The sequence below is a fragment of the Pseudomonas granadensis genome (assembly GCF_900105485.1).
Lineage (GTDB): Bacteria > Pseudomonadota > Gammaproteobacteria > Pseudomonadales > Pseudomonadaceae > Aquipseudomonas > Aquipseudomonas granadensis.
In genome coordinates this window covers 5392908-5406204 of sequence record NZ_LT629778.1, presented here as the reverse complement: position 1 = coordinate 5406204, position 13297 = coordinate 5392908, and the positions used below count along the sequence as shown (strand labels likewise).

12 protein-coding genes and 1 pseudogene are annotated in these 13297 nt (G+C 59.8%); 5 read left to right on the top strand and 8 right to left on the bottom strand.

Features of this window, described 5'->3' with window-relative positions:
• Nucleotides 1-94 precede the first annotated feature (94 nt).
• Complete coding sequence (gmk, locus tag BLU52_RS24180) at nucleotides 95-715, bottom strand: guanylate kinase (RefSeq protein WP_039757364.1); 621 nt, start codon at nucleotides 713-715, stop codon at nucleotides 95-97.
• Between the two features lie 12 nt (nucleotides 716-727).
• A complete protein-coding gene (locus tag BLU52_RS24175; RefSeq protein ID WP_090287529.1) occupies nucleotides 728-1591 on the bottom strand; it encodes a YicC/YloC family endoribonuclease in 864 nt (287 codons plus the stop codon).
• Nucleotides 1592-1860: 269 nt separating this feature from the next.
• Here BLU52_RS24175 and rph point away from each other — a divergent pair, with 269 nt between their 5' ends.
• From rph to gltS, 3 genes are all read left to right on the top strand, one after another.
• Nucleotides 1861-2583, top strand: coding sequence for a ribonuclease PH (gene rph, locus BLU52_RS24170; protein ID WP_090287527.1), 723 nt, complete (start codon nucleotides 1861-1863; stop codon nucleotides 2581-2583).
• A 28-nt stretch (nucleotides 2584-2611) separates the two neighbouring features.
• Entirely contained in the window at nucleotides 2612-2980 is a 369-nt protein-coding gene (locus BLU52_RS24165) for a DUF4870 domain-containing protein (RefSeq protein WP_090287525.1), read from the top strand.
• A gap of 366 nt (nucleotides 2981-3346) precedes the next feature.
• Nucleotides 3347-4555 (top strand): sodium/glutamate symporter, encoded by a 1209-nt coding sequence (gene gltS, locus BLU52_RS24160; protein WP_090287523.1) that lies wholly within the window; start codon nucleotides 3347-3349, stop codon nucleotides 4553-4555.
• Nucleotides 4556-4631: 76 nt separating this feature from the next.
• Here the strand turns inward: gltS and BLU52_RS24155 are convergent, their stop codons facing one another.
• A complete protein-coding gene (locus BLU52_RS24155) occupies nucleotides 4632-5411 on the bottom strand; it encodes an exodeoxyribonuclease III (RefSeq protein WP_007920349.1) in 780 nt (259 codons plus the stop codon).
• Between the two features lie 82 nt (nucleotides 5412-5493).
• Between BLU52_RS24155 and pyrE the strand changes: the two genes are divergently transcribed.
• Complete coding sequence (gene pyrE, locus BLU52_RS24150; protein ID WP_090287521.1) at nucleotides 5494-6138, top strand: orotate phosphoribosyltransferase; 645 nt, start codon at nucleotides 5494-5496, stop codon at nucleotides 6136-6138.
• Nucleotides 6139-6320: 182 nt separating this feature from the next.
• On the opposite strand, the gene argB is transcribed toward pyrE, so the two are convergent.
• From argB to coaBC, 4 genes and pseudogenes are all read right to left on the bottom strand, one after another.
• Nucleotides 6321-7226 (bottom strand): acetylglutamate kinase, encoded by a 906-nt coding sequence (gene argB / locus BLU52_RS24145; protein ID WP_016772548.1) that lies wholly within the window; start codon nucleotides 7224-7226, stop codon nucleotides 6321-6323.
• A gap of 17 nt (nucleotides 7227-7243) precedes the next feature.
• A pseudogene (locus tag BLU52_RS24140) lies at nucleotides 7244-8620 on the bottom strand (phosphomannomutase/phosphoglucomutase); the annotation flags it as partial.
• Nucleotides 8621-8884: 264 nt separating this feature from the next.
• Nucleotides 8885-9340, bottom strand: coding sequence for a dUTP diphosphatase (dut, locus tag BLU52_RS24135; protein WP_090287518.1), 456 nt, complete (start codon nucleotides 9338-9340; stop codon nucleotides 8885-8887).
• A 5-nt stretch (nucleotides 9341-9345) separates the two neighbouring features.
• On the bottom strand, nucleotides 9346-10554 hold the full coding sequence (gene coaBC / locus BLU52_RS24130) for a bifunctional phosphopantothenoylcysteine decarboxylase/phosphopantothenate--cysteine ligase CoaBC (protein WP_090287515.1): 1209 nt from the start codon (nucleotides 10552-10554) through the stop codon (nucleotides 9346-9348).
• Nucleotides 10555-10687: 133 nt separating this feature from the next.
• Here coaBC and radC point away from each other — a divergent pair, with 133 nt between their 5' ends.
• Nucleotides 10688-11362 (top strand): RadC family protein, encoded by a 675-nt coding sequence (gene radC / locus BLU52_RS24125; protein WP_090287512.1) that lies wholly within the window; start codon nucleotides 10688-10690, stop codon nucleotides 11360-11362.
• 77 nt (nucleotides 11363-11439) lie between these two features.
• Here radC and BLU52_RS24120 read toward each other — a convergent pair whose 3' ends face one another.
• Entirely contained in the window at nucleotides 11440-13029 is a 1590-nt protein-coding gene (locus BLU52_RS24120; RefSeq protein WP_090287510.1) for an ABC transporter substrate-binding protein, read from the bottom strand.
• Between the last annotated feature and the right edge of the window lie 268 nt (nucleotides 13030-13297).

The following is a 13297-nucleotide window of genomic DNA, read 5'->3' as shown; positions in this document are numbered from 1 at the left end:
AGCGATTAGGGAAGCGCTGATTTTTTGACCAAACCCTTCAACGCGCTGCAAGCACCAATGTAAAGCGCTTGCAGGCATTTTGGGAAGTGCTGTTTTAACCGAGCAGTTCGGCCAGCAATTTGCCGAAACGCACCTGTTGACGCTTCTGTTGCAATTGATTGGCGCGGAAAATTGCCTTGAGATCGTCCAGCGCGTGGGCGAAATCGTCGTTGATGATGAGGTAATCGTAATCGACGTAGTGGCTCATCTCGCTGACCGCTTCGCGCATCCGCCCGTCGATGATTTCATCGCTGTCCTGGCCGCGGTTGGTCAGGCGCTGGTGCAGGGCTTGCAGCGAGGGCGGCAGGATGAAGATCGAGCGCGCTTGCGGCATCAGCTTGCGCACTTGCTCGGCGCCTTGCCAGTCGATTTCCAGAATCAGGTCATGACCTTCGTCCAGCGTCTGTTGCAGGCGGCTTTGCGAGGTGCCGTAGAAGTTGCCGAAGACTTCGGCGCGTTCGAGGAAGTCACCGTGTTCGCCCATTTTCACGAACTCTTCGCGGGTCACGAAGTGATAGTTCACACCGTCCACTTCGCCCGGACGCATGGCGCGGGTGGTGTGGGAGACTGAAACGCGAATCTCCGGGTCAGCGTCGGTCAACGCCTTGACCAGACTGCTCTTGCCCGCGCCCGATGGCGCGGAAATGATGTACAGGGTGCCGGTGTGTTGGGTCATGTCGGGGTAGCCTTACTCAATGTTCTGCACTTGTTCGCGCATCTGCTCGATCAACACTTTGAGGTTGACGGCGGCCTGGGTGCTGCGCGGGTCGAAGGCTTTGGAGCCCAGTGTGTTGGCTTCGCGGTTGAGTTCCTGCATCAGAAAGTCGAGACGGCGGCCGGCCGCACCGCCGGACTTGAGCACCCGGCGTACTTCGATGATATGGGTACTCAGGCGATCCAGCTCTTCGGCGACGTCGCTTTTTTGTGCGAGCAGGACCATTTCCTGCTCCAGACGCTGCGGGTCCAGCTCGGCCTTCATGTCGGCAAAGCGGTCGAGGACCTTCTGGCGCTGGGTGGCGAGCATTTGCGGGACCAGTTCACGCAGGGTCACTACGTCTTCCTCAATGGAAGTCAGGCGATCATTGATCAAGCGGGCCAGCTCCGCGCCTTCGCGCTCGCGGCCGGCCTTCAGTTCTTTCAGGCCCTGATTGAACAACGCCAGCGCATCGGCGTTCAGCGCTTGTGGATCCGTCGCATCACCCACCAGCACGCCCGGCCAGGCCAGCACTTCCAAGGGATTCAGCGCAGCGGGATTCTTGATCAGGCCGGCAACGGTTTCCGCAGCGGCGACTAGTTGCGCGGCGCGCTCGCGGTCGACTTGCAGCGGCTTGCCGGTGCTCTCCTCGGTGAAGCGCAGCGTGCACTCCAGTTTGCCTCGCGACAGGCCCTGACGCAGCGCCTCACGGACGGCGCCTTCGAGGTCGCGAAACGATTCGGGCAAACGCAGGTGCGGTTCCAGATAGCGGCTGTTGACCGAGCGCAATTCCCAGCTCAGGGTGCCCTGGACGCCGGCTTTCTCGACGCGGGCGAAGGCGGTCATGCTGTGCACCATGGCGGTGACCTCGCAATGCAGATCGGCGCAGCAGGGATTTCCGCAGGCGCGATATCAATGAATGTAAGCCGACTGGCAGCAAAGGCGCAGGATTGTAGCGCAGTGCAGCGAATGCGCCCAAACACACGGTGTGACAAAGCGCTGCAGCCCGTCGGTAACGTGCGTTTCACAACCTTCACCGGTCGCCCCGGCTTTTTAACCAGTGCCCAGGCGCGGTGCACCGCTCTATAATGCCCGGTAGTTTTCCGTCCTCAGTACAGGTATTTCCTATGAAACGTCCAAGTGGTCGCGCTGCCGATCAGCTCCGCTCGATCCGCATTACCCGCAACTACACCAAACACGCCGAAGGATCGGTGCTGGTCGAATTCGGTGATACCAAAGTCATCTGCACCGTCAGCGTCGAAAACGGCGTGCCGCGGTTTCTCAAAGGTCAGGGCCAGGGCTGGCTGACCGCTGAATACGGCATGCTGCCGCGCGCCACTGGCGAGCGTAACCAGCGTGAAGCGAGCCGCGGCAAGCAGGGCGGTCGTACCCTGGAAATCCAGCGCCTGATCGGCCGCTCCCTGCGCGCGGCGCTGGACATGTCCAAGCTGGGTGACGTGACCCTTTACGTTGACTGCGACGTGATCCAGGCTGACGGCGGCACGCGTACGGCGTCCATCACCGGTGCCATGGTCGCGCTGGTCGACGCACTGAAAGTGATCAAGAAACGTGGCGGCCTGAAGGGCGGCGACCCGCTCAAGCAGATGATCGGCGCGGTATCGGTTGGCATGTATCAGGGCGAGGCGGTGCTGGATCTCGACTATCTGGAAGATTCCGCTGCCGAAACCGATCTGAACGTGGTGATGACCAGCACCGGTGGTTTCATCGAGGTGCAGGGCACCGCTGAGGGCGCGCCGTTCCAGCCTGAAGATTTGAATGCCATGCTGGAACTGGCGAAGAAAGGCATGAACGAGATTTTCGAACTGCAAAAAGCCGCATTGGCCGACTGAGCCAATTCGCAGCCGCAAGGAGGACGCGATGAGTGACAAGCAAGACGTGCTGCCCAAACCGAGTCAGGAGATTCGCCAGTGGGCGATGTTTTGTCACTTGTCCAGCTTTCTGGGTAGCGTGTTTCCCTTTGGAAGTCTGCTCGGTCCGCTGATCCTCTGGCAGATGAAGCGCGAGGCTGACCCGTTTATCGATGCGCAGGGCAAGGAAGCGCTGAATTTTCAGATCACCATGACCATTGCCATGCTCATCAGCGTGGGGCTAATGGTGGTGCTTATCGGGTATGTTTTGATTGTTCCGGTGGTGATATGTGCGTTGATAATGCCGATCATCGCTGCGGTGAAGGCCAATAAGGGATTTCCCTACCGTTATCCATTCACCTGGCGGCTGATCAAGTAACGGCCCGCTGAGGCATCCAATAAAAAAGCCCCGACCTGTCGGGGCTTTTTTTACAATTCAATAAAGTGTTTTCTGTTGTAGGAATAGTCTGTTGTCGATTTACGGTCGAGTATTTATTTATAAATATTTAATTGCTACATTTTTAGTCACAACTGTATGGGCAAGTGTTTATTTCTGTACTTGTTATTGGTGCGAGCTGATTGTTAAAGTTGCTCGGTGTAATGTTTCTGTTGAAGCATCTCGATATGTTCAAGCCATCGAAGGCTCTTGAATTTTCCAGTAATCAGTGTTGATAAAATCAGCCGGTTCATGAGTCGAGCCCAGGTAAACGCTCGCCTCCTGAATACACAGCCAAGAATAATCCACATGATTCAGCTCGATTTTTACGGCACGCTCGTGGCCGCTTCTCTAGTGTTATTACTCGGGCGCGGACTTGTTGCGCGTGCAGGCTTCCTGCGAAGTTACAATATTCCCGAACCGGTAGCGGGCGGCCTGGTGGTTGCCGTACTGTTATTGATATTGCGCGGATTTGATATCGAAGTGCGCTTTGATACTTCCCTGCAAACGCCGTTGATGCTGGCCTTCTTCGCCACGATTGGCTTGAGTGCTGACCTCGCCAGCCTGAGAAAGGGCGGCCGCATTGTCGGCATATTCCTGTTGGCAGTTATCGGCTTGCTGGTGGTGCAGAACGCCATGGGTATCGGGCTGGCAACCTTGCTTGGACTCGATCCTCTGATGGGCCTGCTGACCGGTTCGATCACCCTGGCGGGCGGGCATGGTACGGGTGCTGCCTGGGGAACGGTGTTCAGCGAAAAGTATGGGCTGGCCTCCGCCTCGGAACTGGCGCTCGCCTCGGCGACGTTCGGTCTGGTCCTCGGCGGACTGATCGGCGGGCCGGTTGCGCGCTTGCTGGTCAAGCGGGTGCAGGTGCCGGGCGGTAATCAGGAGCAAGCCCCGCGGCTGCCAAAAGGCTTTGAGCAGCCGAACAAGGAGCGCTCGATCACGCCGTTCTCGTTCGTCGAAACGCTGGCGTTGATTGCGATCAGTTTGCTGGCTGGCAATCTGTTGAATGGCTTGCTGCAGGGCTCTGCCTTCGAGTTGCCGGCGTTTGTCTGCGTGCTGTTCGTGGGCGTGGTGTTGCGCAACGGCCTCGCGGCACTCGGCTTGTATCAGGTGTTCGAACGGGAGGTTTCGGTACTCGGCAACGTCAGTCTGTCGCTGTTTCTGGCGATCGCTCTGATGTCGCTGAAGTTGTGGGATCTGGCGGCGCTGGCCTTGCCGATCTTTATCATCCTCGCTATGCAGGCGCTGGTCATGGCGCTGTTCGCAATCTTCGTGACATTCCGCGTGATGGGCAGCAACTATGATGCCGCCGTGCTGGCAGCGGGGCATTGCGGTTTCGGGCTGGGCGCCACGCCTACGGCCATCGCCAACATGCAGGCGGTGACGCAGCGCTATGGGCCGTCGCAGATTGCCTTTCTGGTGGTGCCGATGGTCGGAGCGTTCTTCATCGACATCATCAACGTCATCGTGATCAAGCTGTATCTGGCCTTGCCGTTGTTCGCTGCTGTCTAGGCCGCGTCTTTGTTCGAGACGAAAAAAATGCCCGCATCAGACGATGCGGGCATTTTTTCTGGCGGCGATCCGACGCTTAGATGGTCAGCGTCCAGTCGTAGTCGACGATCAGCGGTGCGTGCTGCGAGAACCGTGGCTGACGCGGCAGGCGTGCGCTGCGCACGAAGCGCCGCAGGCCCGGTGTCAGGATCTGATAATCGAAGCGCCAGCCCAGATTGAGCATCTCGGCCTGTTCGTTATCCGGCCACCAGCTGTATTGATCGCCTTCGCGGCTGACTTCGCGCAACGCATCGACGTAGCCCATGTTGCCGACAATCTCGTCCATCCAGGCCCGTTCCGGCGCCAGGAAGCCTGGAGACTGCTGGCTGTCGCGCCAGTTCTTGATGTCGAGCTTCTGCTGCGCCACGTACAGCGAGCCACAATAAATGTACTCGCGACGTTTGCGCCGCTGTTTGTCCAGGTACTTGCCGAAGTCGTCCATGAGCTTGAACTTCTGGTTCAAGTCCTCATCGCCGTTCATCCCCGAAGGAAGCAGCAAGGTGGCAATACTGACTTTGTCGAAATCTGCTTGCAGGTAGCGCCCGTAGCGGTCGGCCGTCTCGAAACCGAGACCGCTGATGACAGCCTTCGGTTGCAACCGCGAATACAAAGCCACGCCGCCTTGGGCAGGGACTTCAGCATCGCAGGCATAAAGGAAGTAGCCATCCAGTTGGAAGGCTGGGTCGTCCAGTTCAAAGGCGGAGGCACGGGTGTCCTGCAGGCAGATGACGTCGGCATTCTGTGCTTGCAGCCAACTGAGCAAACCGCGCTCGACTGCCGCCTGAATACCATTGACGTTCACACTGATGATCCGCATAAATGGCCCCAAAAATCGCGTGCGTGTATGATACACGGCGTCAAGCTAATTAGCTAAATCCGTGGTATTTGGGGTTTTTTTCATGCAAGCGTATCAGCGCGATTTCATTCGTTTTGCCATCGATCGCGGCGTTTTGCGCTTCGGTGAGTTCACCCTGAAGTCCGGGCGCACCAGTCCCTACTTCTTCAACGCCGGCCTGTTCAACTCGGGCTCGGCCCTGGCGCAGCTGGGGCGTTTCTACGCCGCCGCCATCGCCGAAAGCGGCATTCCTTTCGACGTCCTGTTCGGCCCGGCCTACAAAGGCATTCCGTTGGCCGCGACCACTGCCGTTGCGCTGGCCGAACACCATGACCGCGACCTGCCATGGTGCTTCAACCGCAAGGAAGCCAAGGCTCACGGCGAAGGCGGCAGCCTGGTTGGCGCGCCGCTGACCGGTGACGTGCTGATCATCGATGACGTGATCACCGCCGGCACCGCGATCCGTGAAGTGATGCAGATCATCGCCTCGCAGGAGGGCGCCAAGGCCGCCGGTGTGCTGATCGCTCTGAACCGCCAGGAGCGCGGCAACGGCGAACTGTCGGCGATCCAGGAAGTCGAGCGTGATTTCGGTATTCCGGTGATCAGCATTGTTTCGCTGAATCAGGTGCTGGAATTCCTCGCTGACGATCCGCAGCTCAAGCAGCACTTGCCGGCCGTGGAAGCGTATCGCGCCCAGTTCGGCGTCTAAGCGCCGGCTTTTGTGGGAGCGAGCCTGCTCGCGAAAGCGTCCTGCCAGTCGACATCAATGTTGAATGGAAGTCGGTATTCGCGAGCAGGCTCGTACCCACATGGGTTCTTCCACTTGGGTTTTGCAGCAAAAAAAGCCCCCGCTCAGTCAGACTGAGCGGGGGCTTTTGTTTGCACGATCGCTTACGGACGCTTGCGATTGCTGATCAGCGTACCCACACCGGTGTCGGTGAAGATTTCCAGCAGAATCGCATTCGGTACACGCCCGTCGATGATCAACGAACTACCCACGCCGCCCTGAACCGCTTCCAGCGCGCAACGGATCTTCGGCAGCATGCCGCCATAGATGGTGCCGTCAGCGATCAGATCGTCGACCTGCTGGGTGCTCAGACCGGTCAACACCGTGCCCGACTTGTCCATCAGGCCGGCGATGTTGGTCAACAGCATCAGTTTCTCGGCTTTCAGCGCTTCGGCAACCTTGCCGGCCACCAGGTCAGCGTTGATGTTGTACGACTCGCCGTTCTCACCTACGCCGATCGGCGCGATCACCGGAATGAAGTTGCCTTTGACCAGCAGGTTCAGCAGCTCGGTGTTGATCCCGACCACTTCGCCGACATGACCGATGTCGATGATTTCCGGTTGGGTCATCTCCGGGGTCTGGCGGGACACGGTGAGCTTCTTCGCGCGAATCAGCCCGGCGTCTTTACCGGTCAGGCCGATGGCGCTGCCGCCGTGGCGGTTGATCAGGTTGACGATGCTCTTGTTGACCTGACCACCCAGGACCATTTCGACCACGTCCATGGTCGCCGCGTCGGTCACGCGCATGCCGTCGACAAAATGGCTCTCGATCGACAGGCGCTTGAGCAGATCACCGATCTGCGGGCCGCCACCGTGTACCACCACCGGGTTGATGCCCACGGCCTTCATCAGCACGATGTCGCGGGCGAAGCCGGTTTTCAGCTCCTCGCTTTCCATCGCGTTGCCGCCGTATTTGATCACCAGGGTCTTGCCGACATAACGTCGGATGTAAGGCAGTGCTTCGGACAGGACCTTGGCAGTGTTGGCGGCGGCTTCGCGTTCGAGGGTCATTCAGGGCTCCGGGTGGATCAGAACGGTAGTTGGAGATCAGGTGCAACGCGTTTCAGTTGGGCGTGGAACACATCCTTGATGCGCTGCAGTTCAGCCTCGTCATCGGCCTCGAAGCGCAGCACCAGCACCGGTGTGGTGTTGGACGCGCGCACCAGGCCCCAGCCTTTGGCGTAATCGACCCGCACGCCGTCGATGGTGGTCAGGTCAGCGCCTTCACCCCACTGAGCATCGTGCAGTGCATCAATGATGCTGAATTTGCTCTCTTCGGTCACATGGATATTGATTTCCGGCGTAGAAATATCGTTCGGGAAGGTCGCAAACAGCTCTTCCGCGGTGGATTTTTCCTTGCTGAGGATCTCCAGCAGGCGTGCAGCGCTGTAGATGCCGTCGTCGAAACCGAACCAGCGTTCCTTGAAGAAGATGTGCCCGCTCATTTCCCCGGCCAGCAGTGCGCCGGATTGCTTCATTTTCTTTTTGATCAACGAGTGACCGGTCTTCCACATTAGCGGCCGACCACCGTATTCCTTGATCAGCGGCACCAGGCGGCGGGTGCATTTGACGTCGAAAATGATTTCCGCGTCCGGGTTGCGTGCCACTACGTCACGGGCGAACAGCATCAGCAAACGATCCGGGTAAACGATGCTGCCGGTGTTGGTTACCACGCCGACACGGTCGCCGTCGCCGTCGAAGGCCAGGCCGATATCAGCGTTGGTTTCCTTGACCTTGGCGATCAGATCGACAAGGTTTTCCGGCTTGCCCGGGTCCGGGTGATGGTTGGGGAAGTTGCCGTCAACTTCGCAGAACAACGGAATGACTTCGCAGTTCAGCGCTTCGATCAGTTGCGGGGCGATCACGCCGGCAGCACCGTTGCCGCAGTCGACCACGACTTTCAGGCGACGGGCCAGTTTGATGTCCTGGACGATTTGGGTGTTGTAGCGGTCGAGGATTTCAACCTGGGTGACGCTGCCCTGGCCGCTGCTCAGATCGTTGTTCTTGATGCGCTGGTGCAGCACTTGGATCTGCTCGTTGGCGAGTGTGTCGCCGGCGATGACGATCTTGAAGCCGTTGTAGTTCGACGGGTTGTGGCTGCCGGTGAGCATCACCCCTGATTTGCCGGCCAGCACGTTGGCGGCGTAATACAGCGCTGGTGTCGGCACCAGGCCGACGTCGCTGACATGGCAACCGCTCTCGGCGATGCCGCGAATCAGCTCGGCGACCAGTTCCGGACCGGACAAGCGCCCGTCACGACCGACCGACACGTTCGGTTCGCCTTGGGCCAGGCTCTGCGAGCCGATGGCGCGGCCAATCCAGTAAGCGGTTTCACCGTTGAGAAAATCCGGCACGGTGCCGCGAATGTCATAGGCGCGGAAAATGCTCTCGGGGAGGGTCGGGGCGATCTTGGCTGGAGTGCTCATCTGCACAAATGCTCCATCTGGAAAGTGGCGGGACAGGCCGACGAATCGTTCGACGGCAGGCTCAAACTGAAGGGTATGACGGCGTTTTCCACAGAGAGTTCGTGCTATGAAAGGGCCATGACACCCCGCGCAGCAGGGCTTTGGCCGGCCAATGCCTTGATTTACCGCGCTAAACCTTGCAGATGACAATTTCGGTTTGTGGTGCGCCAGCGGGCTGGCTCACCACAGGATCAGCCGACCGGATCACTTCGTTCCGGTATGTCCGAAGCCGCCGGTGCCGCGTTCGGTTTCGACGAATTCCTCGACCATTTCGAAGTGCGCCTGCACCACCGGCACCAACACCAGTTGCGCCAGACGTTCGCCGACGGTCATGGTGAAATCGCTTCGGCCACGGTTCCAGCAGGACACCATCAGCGGGCCCTGGTAGTCGGAGTCGATCAGGCCGACAAGGTTGCCCAGTACGATACCGTGTTTATGGCCCATGCCCGAGCGCGGCAGGATCAGCGCGGCGAGGTTCGGGTCGCCGATGTAAACCGACAGTCCAGTGGGGATCAGCACGGTTTCACCCGGCTTGATCACGGTGTCCTGATCCAGCATGGCGCGCAGGTCGAGGCCGGCGGAGCCTGGGGTGGCGTATTGCGGCAGCGGGAAGTCGGTGCCGATGCGTGGGTCGAGGATCTTGGCTTGCAAAGCGTGCATGTGAATTAAACCTGGTTCAGACGTTCGGCGATAAAAGTGACCAGTTGGCGGGCGATCTTGCCCTTGCTGGTCTGGGCGAAAACCGTGGCGTGCAGCTCACGGTCAATGACGCTGCAGGCGTTTTCTTCGCTGTTGAAACCGATGCTCGGGTTGGCGACGTCATTGGCGACGATCAAATCGAGATTCTTGTCCTTCAGCTTGCGTGCAGCGTAGTCGAGCAGGTGTTCGGTTTCGGCGGCGAAGCCGACACTGAACGGACGGTCGGGACGGGTCGCGATACTGGCGAGGATGTCCGGGTTGCGCACCATTTGCAGGACGAAACCGTCACCGCTCGCAGGGTCTTTCTTGAGCTTTTGCGGGGCAACGACTTCCGGGCGGTAATCCGCAACCGCTGCCGAAGCAATGAATACGTCGCACGGAATCGCCGACTCGCAGGCGGCGAGCATGTCGCGGGCGCTGACCACGTCGATGCGCGTGACGCGATCAGGAGTTGGCAGGTGCACCGGGCCGCTGATCAGGGTGACGCGGGCGCCGGCTTCCACTGCGGCTTCGGCGAGGGCAAAGCCCATTTTCCCGGAGCTGTGGTTGGTGATGTAGCGCACCGGGTCGATGTTTTCCTGGGTCGGGCCGGCGGTAATCACCACATGCTTGCCGGTCAGTGCCTGTCGCTGGAAGCAGTCGGCGGCGAGCAGCGCCAGCTCGGTGGCTTCCATCATGCGGCCCATGCCGACGTCGCCACAGGCCTGGCTGCCGGACGCCGGGCCGAAGGTCTTCAGGCCACGGCTTTCGAGCAGTTGCAGGTTGGCCTGGGTGGCCGGATCGCGCCACATCGCTTGATTCATTGCCGGTGCGACGGCAACGATGGCGTCGGTGGCCAGCACCAGCGTGGTCAGCAGATCGTTGGCGATGCCTTGCGCCAGACGGGCGATCAGGTCGGCGGTGGCCGGGGCGATCAGTACCAGATCGGCCCATTTTGCCAGTTCGATATGGCCCATCGCGGCTTCGGCGGCCGGGTCGAGCAAGTCGAGGTGCACCGGGTGGCCGGACAGGGCCTGCATGGTCAGCGGGGTGATGAACTCGGCGCCGCCATGGGTCATGACCACGCGCACTTCGGCACCCTGGTCGATCAGGCGGCGAACCAGATCGGCGCTCTTGTAGGCCGCAATGCCGCCGCCGACGCCCAGAACGATGCGTTTCCGATACAGCCGCTGCATAGGTCTGCCTTTCATTTCGTTGATGACTGCGCGGCGACGCCCCTCCCCAGGGTTGAATCGCGCGCAAAAAAGATGGGCTACGATATCACAGCGACCGCTACGGAACAGCGGCGCCCACAGACAGGGAGTGTGTATGAGTATTCGCGATTGGCCGGCGGCGGAGCGGCCGCGGGAAAGGTTGTTGGAGCACGGGGCAGGGAGCCTCTCGGACGCCGAGTTGCTGGCGATTTTTTTGCGCACCGGGGTACCCGGAACAAGCGCCGTGGACCTGGCGCGACACCTGCTGAAGCAATTCGGCAGCCTGCGTTTACTGCTCGAGGCCGATCAGGACGCATTCAGTAAACAAATGGGGCTCGGGCCGGCGAAGTATGCGCAGCTGCAAGCCGCACAGGAAATGAGCAAGCGCCATCTGGCCGAACGATCACGGCAGAAACCGGCACTGGAGAACCCGCAAGTCGTGCGCGACTACCTCAAAGCGATGCTACGGCACGAACCGCACGAAGTGTTTGGCTGCCTGTTTCTCGATTCCAAGCACCAAGTGCTGAATTTCGAGGCGCTGTTTCGCGGCTCGATCGACAACACCAGCGTGCATCCCCGAGAAGTGGTAAAGCGCGCACTGGCCAATAACGCGGCGGCGGTGATCCTGTGTCACAACCATCCCTCCGGCAATACCGACCCCAGTCAGGCTGATCGGCTGCTGACCAAGCGGCTGCAAAAGACCCTGGAGCTGATCGACGTGCGCGTACTGGATCACTTCATCGTCGGCGATGGCGAACCGCTGTCGATGGCGGAGTGTGGCTGGATGTAAAAAGGCAGCTGCAAGTATGCAGCTACAAGCGGCAAGCTAGAGCCGTGCGCGTTCGGCTCTAGCTTGGGGCTTGCCGCTTAGGGCTTGAGGCTGATTCTGGAGTAGTCCTGGCGGCCGAACGGGCTGACGGAGTAACCCTGCACGTCTTTACGCGTCAGCGCATACGCCGTCGGGTGCGCCAGCGGTAGCCACAATGCCTGTTGCTGAATCTGTGCCTGCGCCTGTTCATACAGCTTGGTGCGCACGCCTTGTTCGCTGGTGGTCTTGCCCGCGCTGATCAGCTTGTCCAGATCGGCATTGCAGTAGCGGGCGAAATTGGTGCCGGATTTGACCGCCGCGCAGGAAAACTGTGGCGTGAGGAAGTTGTCCGGGTCGCCGTTGTCGCCAGCCCAGCCCATGAACAGCAGATCGTGCTCGCCAGCTTTGGCGCGGCGAATCAGCTCGCCCCATTCGATGACGCGGATCTCCGCCTGAATGCCGATTTCAGCCAGGTCTGACTGCAACATCTGCGCGCCCAGACTTGGGTTCGGGTTGAGCAGGCTGCCTGACGGCCGCGTCCAGATCGTGGTCTGGAAACCGTCCTTCAGCCCGGCCTTGGCCAGCAGCGCCTTGGCCTTCGCCACGTCGTGCGGGTAGCCCGGCAGGTTCTTCGCGTAGCTCCAGGTATTCGGCGGATACGGGCCATTGGCCGCTTCGGCGGTGTCTTCGAACACAGCCTTGATGTAATTGGCCTTGTCGAAGGCGAGGTTGATGGCCTGGCGCACTTCCGGCTTGTCCAGTGGTGGATGCTGGCTGTTGATGCCGACGAAAGCGGTCATGAACGCGTCAGTCTTTTCGACTTTCAGTGTCGGCTCTTTCAGCGCTGCCTGTACGTCGAGTGGTTTCGGCGACAGGGCGATCTGGCATTCATTACGCCGCAGCTTTTGCAGGCGCACGTTGGCGTCCGGGGTGATGGCGAAGATCAGTGGGTCGACCGCAGGTTTGCCACGGAAGTAGTCGGGGTTGGCCTTGTAGCGGATCGCCGCGTCTTTCTGGAAGCGATTGAAGATGAACGGGCCGGTGCCGATCGGCTGGCTGTTGAGCGTGTCGGTCGCGCCGGCCTTCATCAACTTGTCGGCGTACTCGGCTGAGTAAATCGAGGCGAAACCCATGCTCAGGGTGGCGAGGAAGGTCGAATCCGGGTGATCAAGAGTGAAGCGCACGGTCAGCGGGTCGAGTGCATCGATTTTCTTGATCAGCGCTGGCAATTGCATTGACTGCGCGTGGGGGAAGCCGCTCTGCGCGACCTTGTGCCACGGGTTGGCCGGGTCGAGCATGCGATCGAAGCTGAACTTGACGTCTTCGGCGGTCAGCTCACGGCTCGGTTTGAAATAGTCGGTGGTGTGAAACTTCACCTGCGGATGCAGCTTGAATACGTACGTCAGCCCATCAGTGCTGACTTCCCAGCTGTCGGCCAGGCTCGGGATGACCTTGCCGCTGGCGGTGTCGAAATCGACCAGACGATTCATCAGCACGTCTGCCGAGGCGTTGGTGGTGGTCAGCGAGTTGTACTGCACCACATCGAACCCTTCGGGGCTGGCCTCGGTACACACGCTCAGCGCGGCGGCCTGGGCCAAAGGGCTTAGCAACAGCGGGGCAAGCAACAGGGGTAGGGCAGCGAGGCGCATGGTCGGTTTCCTTTACAGATCGAAGGCCCATCTGCAAGTGCAGTCTGGAAAAGTCCTACCCTAGAGGTCTGAATTGCAAATGACTATCCCCTTTTTGTATTTTCCGCGCGCCGCGACGACACTGTTTCAGGTGGCGGTACGCAGGAAAACGTCTGAAATGTCGTTGCAGGGGATTTTCTACGACGAGTGGTAAAAATCGCCGTCAGCCTTTATCCAAGGGATCCGCAGGCTAAAAAAATGCCTTTTTGCCGATTGATTGCACACCGAT